The 18,869-nt window shown below is 27.9% G+C and carries 19 protein-coding genes; 1 reads left to right on the plus strand and 18 read right to left on the minus strand.

The window, feature by feature from the left end:
- Positions 1–75: 75 nt before the first annotated feature.
- From HMPREF1552_RS07300 to HMPREF1552_RS07385, 18 genes are all read right to left on the minus strand, one after another.
- Positions 76–558 (minus strand): hypothetical protein, encoded by a 483-nt coding sequence (locus tag HMPREF1552_RS07300; protein WP_021744505.1) that lies wholly within the window; start codon positions 556–558, stop codon positions 76–78.
- 27 nt (positions 559–585) lie between these two features.
- Positions 586–1,203, minus strand: a complete 618-nt coding sequence (locus tag HMPREF1552_RS07305) for a hypothetical protein (RefSeq protein WP_021744506.1) — start codon at positions 1,201–1,203, stop codon at positions 586–588.
- A gap of 50 nt (positions 1,204–1,253) precedes the next feature.
- Positions 1,254–1,799 carry a hypothetical protein gene (locus HMPREF1552_RS07310; RefSeq protein ID WP_039901379.1) on the minus strand — a complete coding sequence of 182 codons (546 nt, stop codon included), beginning with the start codon at positions 1,797–1,799 and terminating at the stop codon, positions 1,254–1,256.
- 49 nt (positions 1,800–1,848) lie between these two features.
- Positions 1,849–2,217, minus strand: coding sequence for a hypothetical protein (locus tag HMPREF1552_RS07315; RefSeq protein WP_039901380.1), 369 nt, complete (start codon positions 2,215–2,217; stop codon positions 1,849–1,851).
- Between the two features lie 49 nt (positions 2,218–2,266).
- Complete coding sequence (locus HMPREF1552_RS07320; protein WP_021744509.1) at positions 2,267–2,998, minus strand: hypothetical protein; 732 nt, start codon at positions 2,996–2,998, stop codon at positions 2,267–2,269.
- Between the two features lie 144 nt (positions 2,999–3,142).
- Positions 3,143–4,333: a hypothetical protein gene (locus HMPREF1552_RS07325; protein WP_021744510.1), complete on the minus strand. Its 1,191-nt coding sequence runs from the start codon at positions 4,331–4,333 to the stop codon at positions 3,143–3,145.
- A 184-nt stretch (positions 4,334–4,517) separates the two neighbouring features.
- Positions 4,518–5,222 (minus strand): PepSY domain-containing protein, encoded by a 705-nt coding sequence (locus HMPREF1552_RS11645; RefSeq protein WP_021744511.1) that lies wholly within the window; start codon positions 5,220–5,222, stop codon positions 4,518–4,520.
- Between the two features lie 63 nt (positions 5,223–5,285).
- Positions 5,286–6,725 (minus strand): HAMP domain-containing sensor histidine kinase, encoded by a 1,440-nt coding sequence (locus HMPREF1552_RS07335; protein ID WP_021744512.1) that lies wholly within the window; start codon positions 6,723–6,725, stop codon positions 5,286–5,288.
- Complete coding sequence (locus HMPREF1552_RS07340) at positions 6,718–7,404, minus strand: response regulator transcription factor (RefSeq protein ID WP_021744513.1); 687 nt, start codon at positions 7,402–7,404, stop codon at positions 6,718–6,720. The genes HMPREF1552_RS07335 and HMPREF1552_RS07340 overlap by 8 nt, the downstream gene beginning before the upstream one ends.
- A 105-nt stretch (positions 7,405–7,509) precedes the next feature.
- The gene (locus HMPREF1552_RS07345) at positions 7,510–8,058 is read right to left on the minus strand and encodes a type III toxin-antitoxin system ToxN/AbiQ family toxin (RefSeq protein WP_021744514.1); all 549 of its coding nucleotides are present in this window, start codon (positions 8,056–8,058) and stop codon (positions 7,510–7,512) included.
- A gap of 361 nt (positions 8,059–8,419) precedes the next feature.
- Entirely contained in the window at positions 8,420–9,163 is a 744-nt protein-coding gene (locus HMPREF1552_RS07350; protein WP_021744515.1) for an epoxyqueuosine reductase QueH, read from the minus strand.
- Between the two features lie 205 nt (positions 9,164–9,368).
- Positions 9,369–10,571, minus strand: coding sequence for a pyridoxal phosphate-dependent aminotransferase (locus tag HMPREF1552_RS07355; RefSeq protein ID WP_021744516.1), 1,203 nt, complete (start codon positions 10,569–10,571; stop codon positions 9,369–9,371).
- A 49-nt stretch (positions 10,572–10,620) separates the two neighbouring features.
- A complete protein-coding gene (locus HMPREF1552_RS07360) occupies positions 10,621–11,574 on the minus strand; it encodes an N-acetylmuramoyl-L-alanine amidase (RefSeq protein ID WP_021744517.1) in 954 nt (317 codons plus the stop codon).
- Between the two features lies 1 nt (position 11,575).
- Positions 11,576–12,265: a hypothetical protein gene (locus HMPREF1552_RS07365; RefSeq protein WP_021744518.1), complete on the minus strand. Its 690-nt coding sequence runs from the start codon at positions 12,263–12,265 to the stop codon at positions 11,576–11,578.
- Between the two features lie 3 nt (positions 12,266–12,268).
- Positions 12,269–14,251 carry a lipopolysaccharide assembly protein LapB gene (locus tag HMPREF1552_RS07370; RefSeq protein WP_021744519.1) on the minus strand — a complete coding sequence of 661 codons (1,983 nt, stop codon included), beginning with the start codon at positions 14,249–14,251 and terminating at the stop codon, positions 12,269–12,271.
- A gap of 493 nt (positions 14,252–14,744) precedes the next feature.
- The gene (locus tag HMPREF1552_RS07375; RefSeq protein ID WP_018498176.1) at positions 14,745–14,993 is read right to left on the minus strand and encodes a hypothetical protein; all 249 of its coding nucleotides are present in this window, start codon (positions 14,991–14,993) and stop codon (positions 14,745–14,747) included.
- Between the two features lie 159 nt (positions 14,994–15,152).
- On the minus strand, positions 15,153–15,680 hold the full coding sequence (locus HMPREF1552_RS07380) for an ImmA/IrrE family metallo-endopeptidase (protein ID WP_021744521.1): 528 nt from the start codon (positions 15,678–15,680) through the stop codon (positions 15,153–15,155).
- Positions 15,667–16,035, minus strand: a complete 369-nt coding sequence (locus HMPREF1552_RS07385; RefSeq protein WP_018498174.1) for a helix-turn-helix domain-containing protein — start codon at positions 16,033–16,035, stop codon at positions 15,667–15,669. Before HMPREF1552_RS07385 ends, HMPREF1552_RS07380 begins: the two co-directional genes overlap by 14 nt.
- Before the next feature lie 672 nt (positions 16,036–16,707).
- Between HMPREF1552_RS07385 and ligA the strand changes: the two genes are divergently transcribed.
- Positions 16,708–18,816: an NAD-dependent DNA ligase LigA gene (gene ligA / locus HMPREF1552_RS07390; RefSeq protein WP_021744522.1), complete on the plus strand. Its 2,109-nt coding sequence runs from the start codon at positions 16,708–16,710 to the stop codon at positions 18,814–18,816.
- Positions 18,817–18,869 lie beyond the last annotated feature (53 nt).

An 18,869-nucleotide genomic window follows, 5' to 3' on the forward strand; every position in this document is an offset into this window, starting at 1 on the left:
CCTAAACTTGCTACGATTAACATAGCTATTCCTACTTTTTTTAACATTTTTATCACTCGCTTTCATTTTTTATATTTATTCATAATTTTTCAAACTATTGTTTAATTTTCCAGCACTATAAAGAGCAACATTTATAAATGTATGGTCTACTACTCTATATATTTCAATTATTTTTTTTGAATTATATAATAATAAAGCTCCTTTACGCTCTTTTATATTCATTTTTTCTTTAGAAATCTTATTTATATTTTTTTTATAAGCTTCAATTATTTTTGCATGTTCTTCATCTGTTGTTACTGAATCAAAGATTGTTGAATACAACTTATTTTCAGAAAAAGCAAAACTGTTAAATTGTCTTTTTACACCTAACGGATCCTCTACATTTGCATAATAATAAACAGCATAACTACCATTATCGTGTGAATTTGACAACGGTTCACTTTTCACAATATTTCTCAATTCTTTTGGAGAAATTTCAAAATTAATTTTATTCGTAACTTTTTCTCCAAATACTGTTGCTGATAATAATAACATCATAAATAATAACATTTTTTTCATAATTAATTCTCCTTTATTTTTTTTAAATTATTTTATTTTTGATTCATCAATTAACCATTTTCCATTTTGTTTTACAAGTTTTAATATTATTTCTGTTCCACCTTGATAATTTTTTCTACCATCAATAACAAATTCTTCCTCATACTTATCTTTTAAATAAACTGTTTTAGATTCGGGATCATATTCTTTCAGTAAAAATTCACTTTCCTGTGCTAAATCTTCTATTCCTAATCCCAATAAAGGATCGTATTGATAATAGGAATATATATCATTGTTTTCTTTTAAAAATTTCTTTTCAGCAGGAGTTAATTTTTCTTTAGGTGATTCACTTGTTACTGCATACAATTCTTTTTCCTTTAAATCTATATATTTTTCTTTTCTAAAATATTCCTTTCTAAATTTTTCTGTAATTGGAGCTTTTGCAAACCATTTATCGAACTCATCAGGGTTTTTTAATTGTATATATTCATTTGCAAAGTTTATTGCTATATTTATTATTTCTTTATCTTCATTGCTTAAATTTTTATTTACCTGATTACTTTCTTTAAATGTTTTATGGAATTTAATTTGTTTTGATTCATTTGTTGTAGCTGCAATTCCTAAACTTGCTATAATTAACATTGCTATTCCTATTTTTTTTAGCATTTTTTATCCCTTGCTTTCATTTATATTTTTTTTAAATATTAATTTTATAACTAACCTGCTGGATAATATTCCAATACATTCTTTATATTACCATTTTTATCAGTAATTACAACCTTTTTAGTTTTTTCATCAAATCCAAAGTACAATTTAGGATGTTTTTTCCCATCTTGACCAATATAGTTGTCTATATAATAAATTCCTTTTACATCTGTTTTTCTTATTTTATAATATGAAACATAAACTTCAGAATTTTCATCAAGACTTTCTTTAATGGTAAAACCATTTAAATTTTTGATATTATTAAAATCTGATACTAGCGGAAGACCATTTTCAGGTTTTTCATCATAATATGATGATAGATAAAAGTTATTATTTTTATCAGATTCTAATTTCCCTATTTTAAAGCTATATGTGTTATATACACCCTCTACACCATCTTTTTTATCCAACCAGCTAAAATTCATTATGCTGATTTCCTGTTCGGGAACTTTATTTTCTTTTTCAATTTTCTCCCAGCTTTTTCCTGTTGTAGTAATTTTTGCTGCAAATGCCATTGCACTTAATACAAGCAATCCTGTTAAAACTAATTTTTTCATAAAAATCATTTCTCCTTTAAGTTTTAATTAACTATATTTTTCTGCATCGCTAATCTATAGACAGATAATCGCCTTCCCAGTCAATTCCTTTTTCCTTTGCATATTCAAAACTGTCTGTTTTAAGTTTACCAGTTTTTTTATTTACAGTGTAACTGAACATACGAGGTTCAACTCTAGGATCTCCACCACATTTTTCATTATCACTACGTACATCAACCTGAAAATCTTCCGCAGTTTCATCAATGTAAAATTTCATACACTTTGTTCCTAATTTACCACCAAGGTTATGCTTAATTATAGATTTTTTCACATTTTTTAATGCTTCTGCCTCACTTTTTACAGGTGCGGCACTTAAAAAACTAGCACATAATAGCAAAAGAGTAAAAATTTCAATCTTTCTATTAAAAAACTTTTTCATAAAAATCATCTCTCCTTCAAGTTTTAATTTTATAACTTTTTTATTTAAACTAATACATAATTCGGCCTTGAATATATTGGCTTACGCTGTTATCCTTTTTTTCAATTAATTCTTTAAGTTTTTCCAAATCACTATTAAAGGCAGTATTTTTTATATCTGCTACATCTATTTTACTCAAAGTTTTTAATGCTTCTCCAAATTTTCCTAAACGACGTTCAGCTTCAGCTTTCAAAAATGCAGCTTCAAGATAATCATTTCTTTTAATATTTTTCATTTCCATATTAATATTATCTTTAAATGATTTATAGGTCATTTTTTCTAATTTGTCAGCATAACTTAGTGCTTTTTTCAAATCAGATTCTGTTGCTAAATTATTTTTATCATAAACTTCCCCAATAATTCCTCCATGTTCATCCAGGTAATGTAAAATAATCAACTTCCAATGTTTTGGCTGTGCTTTAAGAAATACTTCATCTATAGCTTCTTTATTACCTAAAGAACTATACAATTCTGCTTGCCTTAAAAGCTCCTGTCCCGAATACTGTCCATTATTTTTTCTAATTACTGCCTGTAAATAATTCAATGCCTTTTCCCTAAAAATTTTCTTTGCTTTCTCATCAATACCGATTTCATTATAATATTTATAACGATAACCATTTTCAGCCTTTTGCAAGCTGGAAACGCTATAATAAAAATCAGCTATCTTTTCTAAATAAATATTCTTATCCTGCTTTTCTATAAGAGCATTTACTTTATTGTATTCTCTGTTACTAATATACAAGTAAGCTAAACTCGATGGAAAACCATCTTTTTTTCCTTTTCATACTCAACTCCTTTCCCTTTGATAAATGTATTTTATCAAATGAACCTTAAAATTAACTGAAAATTTTTAAGAAATTTACAATATATGAAAAAATTTCTAATGTTAGTAACTAATTGGTTCTGGAATATATTGCCTTACACTAATGTCCTTCTTATTTATTCTTTCTTTAAGAATTTTAAAATCATAATCATAAAGCGTATCTTTAACATCTGTTAAATTTATTTTACTTAAAGTTTTTGATGCTTCTTCAAATTTTCCTAAACGACGTTCAGCTTCAGCTTTTAAAATTATAGATAGATTATATTGAATTTTATCAGCATTATTATTTTTAGAAATCATTTTTACTAATTTGTCAGCATAACTTAGTGCTTTTTTCAAATTATCTTCTGTTGCTAATTTTTTTTCATCATAGACATCACCAATACTTCCTATAGGCTCATCTAAATAATATGACACAATCAGACTCCAGTATTCTGATGGTGCTTTAGAAAATACTTCGTCAATTGCCTTTTCATTTCCCAAAGATTTGTATAAATCTACCAGTCTGAAAAGTTCTTTCTCTGAATAACGTCCTTTATTTTTCTTAATTACATCCTGTAAGTAATACAACGCTTTTTCTCTAAATTCTTTTTCTGTTTTTTTATCAATACTTTCCTTATTAAAATCCATATAGTCATAACCATAATAGTTTATTTGAGATTTTTCTATATCAGAGAGAGTGTAGTAAAAATTTGCTATTCTTTCCAAATGAACGTTCTTATACTGTTTTTCCACTAAGGCATTTGCTTTATCAAATTCTTTGTTACTAATATATAAATAAGCTAGCTTCCAAGGAAATTCGCTTTTATTTTCCATAGGCAAAGATTTTTCAAGATAACTTATCCCTTTTGCCAAACTTTCCTTTAAAGTGTTAGCATTTTCAAAATTCTCATTAATTTGTGCTATATATGCTTTGTAATATGTTTCGCCTATTTCCTTGTCTGAAAATCCTCCTGCCATTTCATAAAATCTCCCTAAATAATATTCTTTAGGCAAATTTTGGGGAATAGCCTTATATTCTTTTGAATTTATTATTTTTTCATATTTTTTTAATTCTTCTTTTGTAAATTCATTCTTGAACATTACAAATTTGTTAGTCGGGCATTGTGGCGAATCATCAATGCTACTAAACTTTTCTTTTCCTATCGGACAAGTATAATCTTTTTTTATTGCTGGTATAGAAAATCCATTTGCAGCATAAAGTGTTAATCCTGTCATAACTAATACAGATAATTTTCTTGATTTCTTTTTCATAGTTCTCCTACTTTCTTATCATAACAATACTATTTTAAAATTTGTATCAAAAGTTATGATATATTTAAGTTTAAAAAGATTCAAGTGTATTTTAGCAAATTAACCTTAAATTTAACTGAAAATTTTTAAGAAATTTAAACTTTTTTATAATTTAAAAAGAGGCATAAGCCCCTTGTTTTTAATTCTATTTTTTTAATTTCCAACTTAAAACTTCACCTGTTGATAAATTAACTCTAAAGTAATATTCTATATAATTTGCTTTTATTATTCCTTTATAAACTGATTTTTCAGCATCTACAAGGATAACTTCCTCAAATGAAGTATTTTCTAAGTTTTCAGAAACTTTTCGTTTTAGTTTTTCTAAAATCATCTCTTCTACATTTTTTTCTTTTTCAATATACTTGGCCGCATAACTTTCCTCATTATCTCTTCTTTTACTATATTCCATCTTACTTTGCATATCATCATATTCATCAGATTCAGTAATTGGCGATGCTGGTGCTGGTACTGCTTGAGGTGGTAATGTTATAGGTTTTTCTCTACTAAAACGAGCATCAGATATAAGTCTTTCACTGGAGCTATGTGTAATCACCTGTCCTGTATTTGCATCAACATTATATCTATATTTTTTATTTCTATAATAAAATTCAATAGCATAGACATATTTCTTATTTTCTTTTTCTAAAATAAGTTTTGTCAATTTTACATTGTTTGAATGAACTTTAGAATGTTCAAAAACAATTTTTTTGGCTTTTTCCAAATTTATTTTCACTCTATTGTTTCTTATTGTTACAGTCGTTATTTCTGAAGAATACAAATTTATACCAGATGCAGCAGGAAGCATTGCTAAAATTAGAAACGGTTTTACTCTTTTTTCTAATGTTTTCATTTTTTTCCTTTCTATAAATAAATCTATATTAATATTAATCAAAATAATTTCTTTAATTCTATATTACAAAATTTTTTCAGGCAAATAAAAAGTAAAAATTGTCCCTTTCCCTAATTCACTTTCTACCATAATTGTCCCCTTATGCTCTTCAATTATCCATTTTACAATAGAAAGCCCAAGTCCTGAATTATCAGTGGAACGGGAAGATTCAACCTGATAAAAACGATTCCAGATTTTATTAATATGTTCACTTGAAATTCCTATTCCATCATCAATAATTTGACATTTTATTTTTGACTTTTGTACATCAGTATTTTCAGATTCATTTTCTATTTTATTTAAAATTATTTTTATTGTTCCATTTTCATTTCCATAAGTAATCGCATTTGAAATAAGATTTATAAAAACTCGTGTAAGCATATCTTTATCAACATCTGCAAAAATATCATTTTTTTCATCGTAAATAATTTTAATATTTTTTTCTTTAGCATAATTGCTTTCAACTTCAATAACTAACTGAATAATTTCATTCAAATTCTCATTCTTGATATTAAGTTTTTGATTTTTTTTATCCATTCTGGCGAGCATAAGCAGTTGAGAAATCAACGTTGACATTTTTTTAGATTTTTCCAAAATATTTTTTAATATATCTTCTGATTCTTCATTTAAATTCAAATATTTCAAACTGTACTCACTTTGCATACGAATTGCTGAAAGTGGAGTCCTTAATTCGTGAGCCACATCCGATGTAAACTGAGCTTCCCTGTCAAACGCTTCTTGAAGACGGTTGAACATCTGATCAAAAGTTTCAGCCAAATCATAGATTTCCCTCTCTCCACTTTGTAAATTAATTCTCTGAGAAAGGTCATCCCCTCTCGAAATTTTGTTAACCGTTTTAACTATTTGCTCAATTGGGCTAAAAGATTTTTTTGTTATAAATTTTCCGCTTAAAATAGAAACAATTATCAAGAATGGAAATATAATAATAAATATTAAAATAATTAGTTCTATATTTTTTTCAAGGCTGGAAAAAGGTGTAATCCCTCTAATTAATATTTCTCCATGTTCGATAAAATTTTTCCTTATATCATAAACATACCATTTTGAATTTGAATTTTTTTGTTTTACTATTTTTACTTTATTGCTTTCATCAGAATTTTGAGAAACTTCTAAATCAATATCTGTATTTCCGTATATAAAGTTAAGATTTTTATCATAAATTGAAATAAAAATATCGTCGGTTATTACGCTAAGATTATTGTCAATTATTAACTCCCCATTTTCAAGTTCAATGCTCTTATTAATTTTTTCTACTGTTGTTTTAAGCCTTTTATAAACAGAATTTTTTACTGCAATAGAACTTATATAAAACATCGTTCCTAAAAAACACAGTACAATTATAATTATCATACTCGTATACCATAATGCAATTTTTGTTTTTATTGAAATTCTTTTTTTATTATTTATTTTATTAACAAAATTATTACTAGTATTCTTATTCATTTTCTTCCTTTAAGACATATCCTACACCTCTTATTGTATGAATCAATTTAGGTGTAAAATCTGTATCAATTTTTTTTCTCAATAGCCTTATATGTACTTCAATCACATTACTATTTCTTTCAGAGTCAAAATCATAAATATGCTGCTCAATTTTTTCTTTAGAAATAACTCTTTTTTTGTTTCTTATCATATATTCCAGTACTGAAAATTCTTTTGGAGATAATTTTATCTTCTTTTCATCCCTATATACAGTGTGTGTATTACAGTCAACTGTAAGATTTGCTAATTTAAAAACATTTCCTACTGAATCAGATTTTATACTATTTTTTCTAAGAATTACACGAATACGTGCAAGCAATTCCTCAAAATCAAACGGCTTTATCAAATAATCATCAGCTCCATAATCCAGCCCTTTTACTCTATCCTGAACACTTTCTCTCGCAGTCAAAAATAAAACTGGTGTCTGTATCCCTTTATTCCGTATTCTCTTCAATACTTCAAACCCATCAAGTTTAGGCAGCATTATATCTAATATCAGAACATCATACTCCGTAGAAAAAATATAATCTAACGCTTCTTCTCCATCAAAACAGCTATCAACACTGTAATTTTCCTTTTTTAACGTTCTAGCTATAATATCGTTTATCATTCTCTCATCTTCTACAATCAAAATTCTCATCTTCTAAATCCTCATTCTTGTTATTTTATTTCTATTTAATTTCTTATATATACTCAAATCCGTTTAATATCATTCTATTAAATTAAATCACTTCTAATTTTAATTTTAAAGTAATTCTGTTATGTATTCCTTTTCAAATTCTTTTGAAGCAGACTCCAACACCTTAAAGTTATTTACTCTTCTATATATTTTTTTCTGTGATTCACTCAATTCTTCGAAATTTTTTGTAAAAATATTATATATTTTTTCAGCTTTTGCAAATATAATATTTTTATTCTTTTCACAATATTTCAATTGATTTTTTAATAATCTAAAATATTTTATATCCTCTGTATTTAAACTTTTACTTAACATTTTTAAATCCAATTTTTTCCTACATAAATCATTATTAATAACTGGAATCATATTGTTAAAATTAATAATTCCTAAGTTACCTTTATCTATTTTGAAAAAATCTATATTAGTTTTCATTTTTTTATGTTTTTCTTTTGGAGAAGATAATGGTGCAAAATACTCCTTATTATTTATCTTAAAAACTATTCCTATAAATGGTCTGTTTACTTTTAGCGAAACTTTATTTTCATATATTCCTAAATACTTTAAATAACTTGATGTTAATGTTATAAAATATAATTTACTTTTCCTTTCGTTCATTTAATCCCCTTTTTATTTAAAAAGGCGATACATAATAATATCGCCTAAAAATACCTTAAATATAATGATTAATAAATTAGGAAGACTTAGACTGCTCGCTCCTTTATGGTCTAACTTTTTAATACCTGACTGACTCAGGAAGACTTAGACTTGCTCGCTTCTATTATGACCTAACTTTTTAATACCTGACTAAATCAGGAAGACTTAGGTTCGCTCACTCCTTTATGCCTAACTTTTTAATACCTAACTTTTATTAATCCTTTTCAAGTACATTATATCTTATTCTTATTTATTTTTCAAGGCAAATTTTTAATTTTTTTATAATTTTCTAACAAATCAGTTTTTTAATATCTTCTAACTTCTATTTATACTCGTTTAAATCAATTCCTTGATCCATAGCTGCAAATATACATCCACAATAACATTGCCTATACACGTCATATTCTGCACACATATCGACAGAGCGTTTATATCCATTATTTTTCTTGAAATCGGATGGAAGATATTTTACATCAAAAATTTCCTGAATTTCCAGCCCTAATGTATTTATTAATTGACTATTCTTATGGGGACTCAATGTCAAGGCACTTCCAAAATAGTCAAATCCTAATTCCTGAGCTTTTTTCGCCACAATATCAAGCCTCATCTGAAAACAGACTGTACATCTTGCTCCACCTTCTTTTTCCTTTTCCAGTCCTTTCACAGCCTTATAAAAATCCATCGGCTTATACTCATCCTCAATAAATCCAACATTATTTCCAGTACGTTCGTTAAACTTCTTAATAAATTCTTCCTGTGCCAAGGCTCTTTTTACATATTCTGCTTTTGGATGAATGTTATTATTTGCAAAAAGAACTGTAACATCTGCATACTGTGTTAAAAATTCCAAGGTATATGTACTACATGGAGCACAGCAGCTGTGAATTAATATTTTGGGACGAATATCCTTGTTTTCCCAATCTGAAATAAGTTTTGTTAAAATTGTATGATAATTAATTTTCTGATTAGGATTCATTCTCTCCAGAATTTCTTTTGCATTTTTTATATCTCTTTCAATATGACTTTCTCCATTTTCTATCTGTTCGATATTTTCATTATTTTTCATCAAATTAATTTCTCTCCTAACTTTATAAGTTATATTCAAATTATATTCTGTTTAAATAGCTAAAAATAGTTAAAGTTATTTTTTAAATGAATTTTTAGTTGTAAATTTTTTTAAAATTATTATAAAATTAGACTTGCTTTTATAATCACAAAAAACCTATAATTTTGAATTATTAAACAAGTCTATAAAATTTTTTTAACTATTTTTATTTATTATACTCTTCCAATGCTTTTTTTAGTACTTTCATTCCATTTTCAATTTCAATCAAGTTATGTGTACAGAAAGAAAATCTTGCTTCCTTCGTACCTTTTCCTGGCGTTGTATAAAATCCAGGACCTGGTGCAAATGATAACGTCTGATTTTCATATCTAAATTCTGTTAACAGCCAGATTGCAAATTTTTCAATATCATCCACTGGTAATTCAGCAATTAAGTATAATGCACTACTTGGCTTGTAAGTTATGACTCCAGGTATTTTTATAATATTGTTATAAATCATATCCCGTCTTACTTTATATTCCAGTTTTGTATTGTCAATATATGTATCTAAAGTATTTATGAGGTTTGTACTTGCATATTGCTCGATTGTTGAAACTGACAATCTTGCCTGACAAAACTTAAGGGCTTGTGATAAAAAGTCTCTGTTTTTTGAGGCAATAACTCCAATTCTTGCTCCACATGCACTGTAGTGCTTTGAAATACTATCAACTAAAACTACTCTGTCTTCAATTTCAGGAATCGACATAAATGACTGATAGCTTTTTTCAATTTCTTCATCATAAATAAATTGTCTGTAAACTTCATCTGTAATAATATATAAATCATGTTTTATTGCAATTTCCTTTATTAACTCCATTTCTTCTTTCTTGAAAACAATTCCAGTTGGATTACTTGGATTTGAAAACATTATCGCTTTTGTTCTTGGAGTAATCAATTTTTCAATTTCTTCCCTTTCAGGCAAATGGTAATGATTTTCAATGGAGGTTTCAATTGGAACTAATTTTGCATCAGCAATTCTCAAGAAACTGTCATAATTTGTATAATATGGCTCAGGAACTAAGACTTCATCTCCCGGATTACAAATTGTCTGAAGCGTAATTTGAATAGCCTCACTTCCACCTTGAGTAATCAGTATATCCTCAGGCAAAATGTCAATTCCCACTTTTGCATAAGATTTTGAAAATGATTCTCTCAATTCCATTATCCCCGCTGAATTTGTATATTTAACAATCTTTTCCTTATAATTATTAAGTCCTTCAAAAAAGGTATCTGGTGTTTCCACATCAGGCTGTCCAATATGAAGCTGATACACTTTCACGCCAGATCTATTGGCTTCATCAATATATGGAACTAATTTTCTAATTGGCGAATAATGCATATTTAAAACTCTGTCTGAAAATTTTTTCATTCTGTAACATTCCTTTCTTATTTATCATATCTATTTTGTAACTAAGATTCTACTTATTATATTTTTCATTCAATGCCTTCAAAATAGCATATGTTTCTAAATCAAGCTTTCCATCGTATTTTGATGGTCTAAAATGATACTGGAATGCTTTTATTACATTCTTTGTTTGTTCATCCCATCTTCCAGTTGTACTTATAGTATATCCAAATTTATTTAATTCAGCTTGTACAGTTGCAGCTGGTAATGATGCCCATGAAGATGAATATTCATTTTCAAATGCAGATTTTCTTGCATTGTCATACCACATTCCTATATTGTACTTTCTATAAAGCTCTTCCCAAGGGAATAATGGACCTGGATCAGGCTTTCTTTGAGGGGCGATGTCTGAATGTCCTAAAATATTTGTCGCAGGGATTTCATACTTATCTGCTAAATATCTTACAAGTACAGCTACATCTTTAATTTGGAAGTCTTTAAATGGCTCAAAATATCCTCTTGAATCACCATCATTAACAATTTCAATTCCAATTGAGCTATCATTCAAGTTCTTACTTGTTTTCCATTCACTTGCACCTGCATGCCACGCTCTTTTGTTTTCATCTACTAGATAAAATACTGGATCATTTTTCTGATTTGATATTAAATAATGTGAGCTTACTTCATTATTTGTCAATGCTCTTAAAGAGCCGTCTCTATCCATTGCTGTATAGTGAAGAATTATAAATCTTTGTCTATAGTTCTGTCCTTTTGAAGAATATGATGAATCTACCGTTATTGATCCAGCGGAACTTCTTATTGTTTGTGTTCCTCCTCTGCCTGAAACAGAATTATTTCTATTGTTGTTTACAGGTCTTTCTATAATTTCCCCTCTTCCCTTTTCAATTCGTATTTCTATCGGCGGCTGCTTTACTTCATTTGAAACATCCTGATTGTTTGCATTTAATACATTCCCAACTGATAGTGCCAGTGCTAGAAATAGCAACTTTGTTCTATTTTTTTTCATTTTATTTCTTATCCTCCTGTTTATTTAATTTTAATTTTTGATTAGATTCCATCTCAATTTTCCCATTATCGTTTTCTTTAAAAGTATATCTAACAGTATTTTTCAAGAATATATAATGAATAATTGCCAATATAGCTATAATAATTCGCATAACTGCAGTAATATTAGCATCAAAGTCCAACCATATCATTACTGAAATTCCCAGATTCAATACTGATATAATAATCAGTAGAACACTTTTTCGGCTTACTGCAATAAAAATAAATACTATTGAGGAAAATATGAAAAGTACTCTAGTTCCACCTACAAACAGCACATACGTACTTACACTTGAAACAACATCATTCATATACGGCGAGCTTTGTAAGATTACACGTGAAATGTTTATACATATTAAACTTACAAGAAATATAGCAAAACATATTAAAAGATCTCTTATATCCTTTACTACCTTCTTTTCAGCTTCTTCCTGACTTTTGGAATTTGTATTACTACTCTTATCCTTAAGGTAGAAAACTGAATAAAGCAGCATAATCCAAAAAAATGTCTCAACTATTCCAAGCCAAAGAGTTATATGAAAAATCTTGTCATTCACATATTCATGAAAAATCGAATTATAAAAATTGAGATTCACAAAAATGTAAAAAAAGGATATTACTGTCCCAAATATTTTTTTAAAATAAAACAGCATATTTTATTCCTCCATAAATTTATTTATCCAATTAAGATAATTTGAATCTGTTATATTCAAAGCTTCAATATTTGCTTGAAAGTTTACATCGTCATCGTATATTCTGAATATAATAGGTGCCAATATCTTTAAAGTCTGAGTTTCAAAAATCCCATGAATGTTCATGTTGTAAATGAGCGGTTTCTGGAATTTCAAAAGCTGACTATTTGTCTGTTTTATCTCACACAACAACGCAAGAAGGTTTATTTTTTTTAAGTCATTATTTCTGTCCTCAAGAACCACGTCAATCTGATCTGAAAGAAGCTTCTTATATCGCCATGATTGGTGTTCCCTGTGAATCCTGCTCTGTATGAGGAATTTCATTTTTGGAGAGAACAGTATAAGATTATCCATATTTTTTTCGTATTTTATTGAAAAATCTCTTCCAAAGAATCCGCTTACTGCTTTAAGCAGATCATTCTGAACATTATAAATCGTATTTTCATCATAAATCTTGTTAATTAAGCTTGATTTCTGCTCATTAAACGTATCATATAGATATATTTCAATTTCATATTTTTCAACATTTGGCATTTTCAGGATATTTCCTGCCAAAACGAAATTCAAGTTATTGTTCTGCTGTCTTATCAACTTCATATAATTAGTGCTATAACGCTTTTTCGAAACGAATAGACTTTCATTGTTATAGGCTATTGCAAGCTGATAATTTAGATTTGTCTTATAATGAAGATTCTCATTTAGATACAATGGTAATGAAACCGCCAGATTTTCAGCCAGTTCCGACTTTTCCCCAATTGATGTCAACGTAAGAATGAGAATATTAGGCTTTACACGTCTACTCTGATTTAGCATAAATTCTGGATGGTTAAATTCGTAATACCATATAGGCTTGTTTGTAGAAAAGAAATGATTTGCCATATTCTCTTTCACATCACCAGTTTCCTTTTTTACTTTCAGTTTCCAAAAATAATCCTCATAATGCATAAATTTCTTATAATGCTCTATCCATGGAAATTTTGAAGTAAATTTACAAAGTTCCAACCCCTCCTTGTACATTCCCTTTACCTTGTAATACTTCAATACATTCAGTGCCGTATAAACATTATGTTTTTCAGGATTGTAATATGCCAGTACATATTGCTTAAATTCATCGTATAATTCATTTAGTATGTAAATACTTGAGGTAATGTACATTACTTCTGAATTGTACCCAGACTCTTTTAATGCAGTTATTAGAAAGAAATTTCCAGATTCCTTATCTCCTTTTTTGAAATAAACTATTGCCTGCATCATCTTAGCTCGCCAGTTTCCCTTTATTTCTGAAAGTTTTTCCAGCTTGTTTTCATATTCCTTGCTACTTCTTTTCTTTACAATATCAAAATATTTTTTAAATGCTGTTGCAGAATTTGGATTGATTTCAAGCGCTTCATAATATTTTTTTTCAGACTCCTCTAAACGTTCACAAACCTCCAATGCCTCAGCATAGGCTATACAAAGTCCTTCAGTTACGTTATTTATGTTCAAATTTTTTTCATACAGCTCAACTGCACTTTCGCACGAACCTGTCTTTATATGATAAGTTCCAAGCATAATCAGTTTTCTCTCAAAGTTTTCATCTGCTGCGTAAAATCTAAGCACAGCTTCCTTTATTTCTGGATACAGTTCCTTTGAAAAAGCATCTTGAATTATTGGATAAAGCCCTTCCATATTACTCCAGTTTTTTCTTATGGATGGATATAATTTTTTATCAATCCAATCTTTCTTAGGCATTTTAAATTCTTTTCCAAATTCATCATAGTAGGAAATTTCTTTAAAATCATCAGAATAGCTGTCATAGTTGCCATTTTCCATAATTTCTGATTCATTGTTTACAATATCATAAATCTGTCTTCTAATTTGCTGCTGATTATTATTACCGCCCATATAGTGTTCTTTGTATTTCTTTTCTTTTTTCTCAGAAGATTTAAAAAAATCAAAAATCCCCATATATCCTCCTATCTAAAAAGTAATCTCTATAGCTTTTCTATTACAGCTACAAAATCTCCATAATATATAGTATAACACAATTTATTTAAATAATACATTATTATTTTATATTTTTTTAACTCATTTAAAAATCGTTTGCAACCTTTGATTTTTATGAAAAAATTAATATTATTTTTTTGAGAAAAAAATTCTTCCGAAATCATAAATTTATATAATCTTTATTACAAAAATAAGGGCTATTTAAAGGCTAGTATTAAAATTACTTATTCTTTATTTTATCATAGATAACTTGAAAAAACAATGGAGCAATAAATGAAAATTTAAAAATCAAAAACTTTTCTGAAAAAGATATTGAGAATCTAAAACAAATAAAAATTATAGAGCTGAAAGAAATGAAACTTCAGGATTTGAAAATTCTGAAAGTTAAAATTGAGACAGTTATTGATTGCAAAGAAAAAGAATAAGAGCCTTGTGTAGCTCTTATCTTAATAACTTAATTAGGTTTTTTTCTGTCATAGCTAAGCAATGCTTTAGCTAGTTTAACTTCATCTTTTTTATATACTTTACTTCCAGCTGTTTTTATCATTGTAGCTTTTTCTAAAGTTTCTAAACTTGGATAACCTTTATCACCGAAACATTTTAAAGATGAACCTGCAACACTTTTTACCAGTTGATTTGTTGGTTTATAATCTTTATCTAACATCCAACCAGCTAACGAAGTTATATTTTCTCTTGTAGTCATTTTTACCTCCTTTTTTCAATTTTTACTTGAAAAACAAAGTTTTTTTTGTTATAATAACTTTACAAAGTATAACAAAATCTTTTATTTTTCAAGATTTTATAATAGTTTTTCAAATTGCAGTTTGAGAAACTATTTTTTTATATATAAATATTTTATATATCAACAATTCTTTTTTTGTATTGCAGCCACTGTTTGAGAAACACCATATTTTTCAACTATTTCTTCTAATGTTAAATTTTTAGCTTCTTCTACATCAACCAAAAACTCCGCTGCAAAAGTATTTGCTTGCCATTCAATATCTTCGTAAGGTTTTATAACTTCATCAAATCTACAAAATTTTACTTCTGGATTATTTAGGGAATGCAAAACAATATGACCTAATTCGTGTGCTAAAGTAAATCTATCTCTTACACTTCCGTTTGCTGCCCTTATGCAAACACTTTCTTTTATTATTATAATCTTTCTCAACGGATCTGTTTCTGCATATTTATTTGGCAATTGTGAATCTTCAACATATTCATAATCCATACCCAGTATGCTGGAAACCCCCTCTATAAACTTTATTATATCAATCCTTCCATTGGTCAAGCAAAAATCTCTCCTTAAATCTTTGGCAATTTTCCGAATCCGTGCTCTAGATAATGGCTTGACTTTTATTTTGGATTCCATTGCACTATTCCTCTCCATTTAAAAACCTCCTCATTTTTTTTATCTGTTTGTCATTCAATTTGTTTATTTTTCTTGCATATAATAAACTTAATTCTTGTTGCTGTTCATTCATTTGACTCATTATCAACTTCATTTCTCCAGAATAATCAACAACATCTTTTTGAATCAAAGTTTTCATTTCTTCACTAAGCTGATACTTATCAAACAATTTTTGAATAAAATCATTCGGAATATTTCTTTTTCCGTGTTCGATAGCAGATAAATATGAAATTGATATTCCTAACTTTTCAGCCATGTTTAATGTTATTTCATCGTTGTCTATTCTAATTTTTCTTAATCTTTTACCAAGACTTGTAACATTTTTTATTTTCATATTCCTCACTTTCCTTCCTAAGCTAATTTTAGTTTACCATATTTTTTTGAATTTGTCAATTTTTTTTACAAGTTGTGAAAATATTTTTGTTAAAACCAATCTTTGTTGCATTTTTAATATGTAATGTCATACTACTTTTCATTATTTAAGCTCCTCTATTTAATTAATTTATTTTCCATTATTTTCTTTTAAGAATTCCAATATTCTCTATTTTTAAATATTTTTGATAAATATAACTACCTATATATCAACTTGACACACTATAAGGAAGTTTATTTATTATCATAGATTGTAAAATATATTGCAGCAAACTAAAAAAACTATGTCCACAATTTCTCTATTTTTCGCTATCTTTCTCTAAAAATATAACTATAATTTTTCAGAATATCCTCAATTCAAGTATTTTCCAATACTAAAATATATTTGAATATTTTTATATTTTTTCAATTTATAAATTTATAACCCCAAAATACAAATTAAAATTATTTTTTTTTCACTTCTTCTGAAAAAAGTAAAAAATCACTATATTATTCTTAATAAAACTATTATATTGTACCATTCACGATTTGTCAATATTTGGGATTCAAGCTCTGATTTAATTGCTCCAAAAACTTTTCATATCATAAAAAAAATGATATAATTTACAAAACAAATTTTATAAAAGGAGCAACCGTGAATTTATTTAATCAAGAAAAAAATAACGAAAATGAAAATATAGATAATGAAAAAAACACCAGTTTTTCTGATGTTGAAGAAAAATATACAAAATTGAGAAATGAAATCGAATATCATAACAATCTTTATTATAATGAGGACAAGCCTCTTATTTCGGATATGGAATACGATGCTTTAATGCGTGAATTAAAACAGCTTGAGCAGGAATATCCAGAATTACTGAAAAATGAAAAAAATGGAGAAAGTTCGCCTACTGAAAAGATTGGAGGTACTGCGAGCGAAAAATTTTCAAAAGTACGACATCGGGTGCCTATGCTTAGTCTGTCGAATACTTATAATATTTCTGAAATTGAGGATTTTGACAAAAGAATCAAAAAAATTATTTTATCTGAAAATGTTAAGGATCATTCAAAGGAACTAGAGTATATTCTGGAATTGAAACTGGATGGGCTTAGTATAAGCCTGATTTATGAAAATGGAGTGCTTGTTCAGGCTGTAACACGGGGAGATGGGCAAGTTGGGGAAGATGTGACTGAAAATATTATGGAAATTACAACTATTCCTAAAAAATTGAAAAAAAATATTTCGCTGGAAGTTCGTGGAGAAATTATCTTGCCAATTTCAAGCTTTAACCGAATAAATCAGGAGCGTGAAGATGAAGGAGAAGATGTTTTCGCAAATCCTAGAAATGCGGCTTCAGGGACAATAAGACAGCTTGATAAGACAATTGTTGCAGAGCGTGGACTTGACTGCTATCTCTATTATCTTGTAAATGCTGAGAATTACGAGATAAATACTCATTTGGAAAGCATTGAATATATTGAAAAACTTGGGTTTAAAACAACAAAAATATTTGAGAAATATACTGATTTTAAGGAATTGGAAAAATCCATCGATAAATGGCATAACGACAGGAAAAAACTTGATTATGAAACAGACGGGCTTGTTATAAAAGTAAATAATTTTGCACTTTACGAAACACTTGGCTACACAACTAAAAGCCCACGATGGGCAATTGCCTACAAGTTTCCTGCTGAACAAGTAAAGACTAAATTAATGGACGTAACTTTTCAAGTTGGAAGAACTGGTGTAATTACTCCTGTTGCTGAACTTGAAGCTGTGAATTTATCAGGTTCTGTTGTGAAAAGAGCAAGTTTACATAACTTTGATGAAATTCGCAGAAAAGATATAAAAATTGGCGATAATGTCATTGTAGAAAAGGCGGCAGAAATTATTCCGCAAGTTGTAAATGTTGTGTTTGACGATAGAACTGGAAAAGAAATTGAAATTCAGGAGCCAACAAATTGTCCTGTCTGCAATAGCGAGCTTGCACACGAAGAAGGACTTGTTGCCTTAAAATGCCACAATCCACTTTGCCCCGAAAAAGTTAAACGCCAAATTGCCTATTTCGTTTCTCGTGATGCAATGAATATTTCTGGACTTGGTGACAAAATTGTCGAAAAATTTATTGAATTAGGAAAAATAAAAACAATAGTCGATATTTATTCGTTGGAAAAATACCGTGAAGAATTGGAAAATCTGGAAAAAATGGGACAAAAAAGTGTAGACAACTTAATAAATAGCATTGAGTCCAGTAAAAATAGTGATTTTTCAAAAGTTCTCTACGCACTTGGAATTCCTTTTGTTGGAAAATTCAATGCGAACCTTTTAACAAAAACTTTTAAAAATATTGAAAATCTGAAAAATCAGTCAATCGAAAATTTACTGGCTGTAAAAGGTATTGGCGATAAAGTGGCAGTTGCTGTAAATACTTTCTTAAATGATGAGGATAACTGGAAAATTATCACAGATTTAAAAAATATTGGATTGCAATTTGCTGTTGATGAAACTAATTCAGAAGAAATAGCAGATAATCCAATAAAAGACAAAAACTTCCTTGCAACTGGAAAACTGCAAAAATACAAACGAAACGACATAAAAGATATTATCCTGTCCAAAGGTGGAAATTATCTGTCAGCAGTTTCAAAAAATCTAGATTTTCTAATCGCTGGAGAAAAGGCTGGAAGTAAACTGGAAAAAGCTGAAAAATTAGGCGTTCGGGTACTTACAGAAGATGAATTTGAAAAGGAATTTTTGGAAATTTAATCTTTCTTAATAAGCATACTTGAATTTTTCTAAAATAAAAAGTGATATTTAGA

The organism is Leptotrichia sp. oral taxon 879 str. F0557 (genome assembly GCF_000469385.1).
Lineage (GTDB): Bacteria > Fusobacteriota > Fusobacteriia > Fusobacteriales > Leptotrichiaceae > Leptotrichia > Leptotrichia mesophila.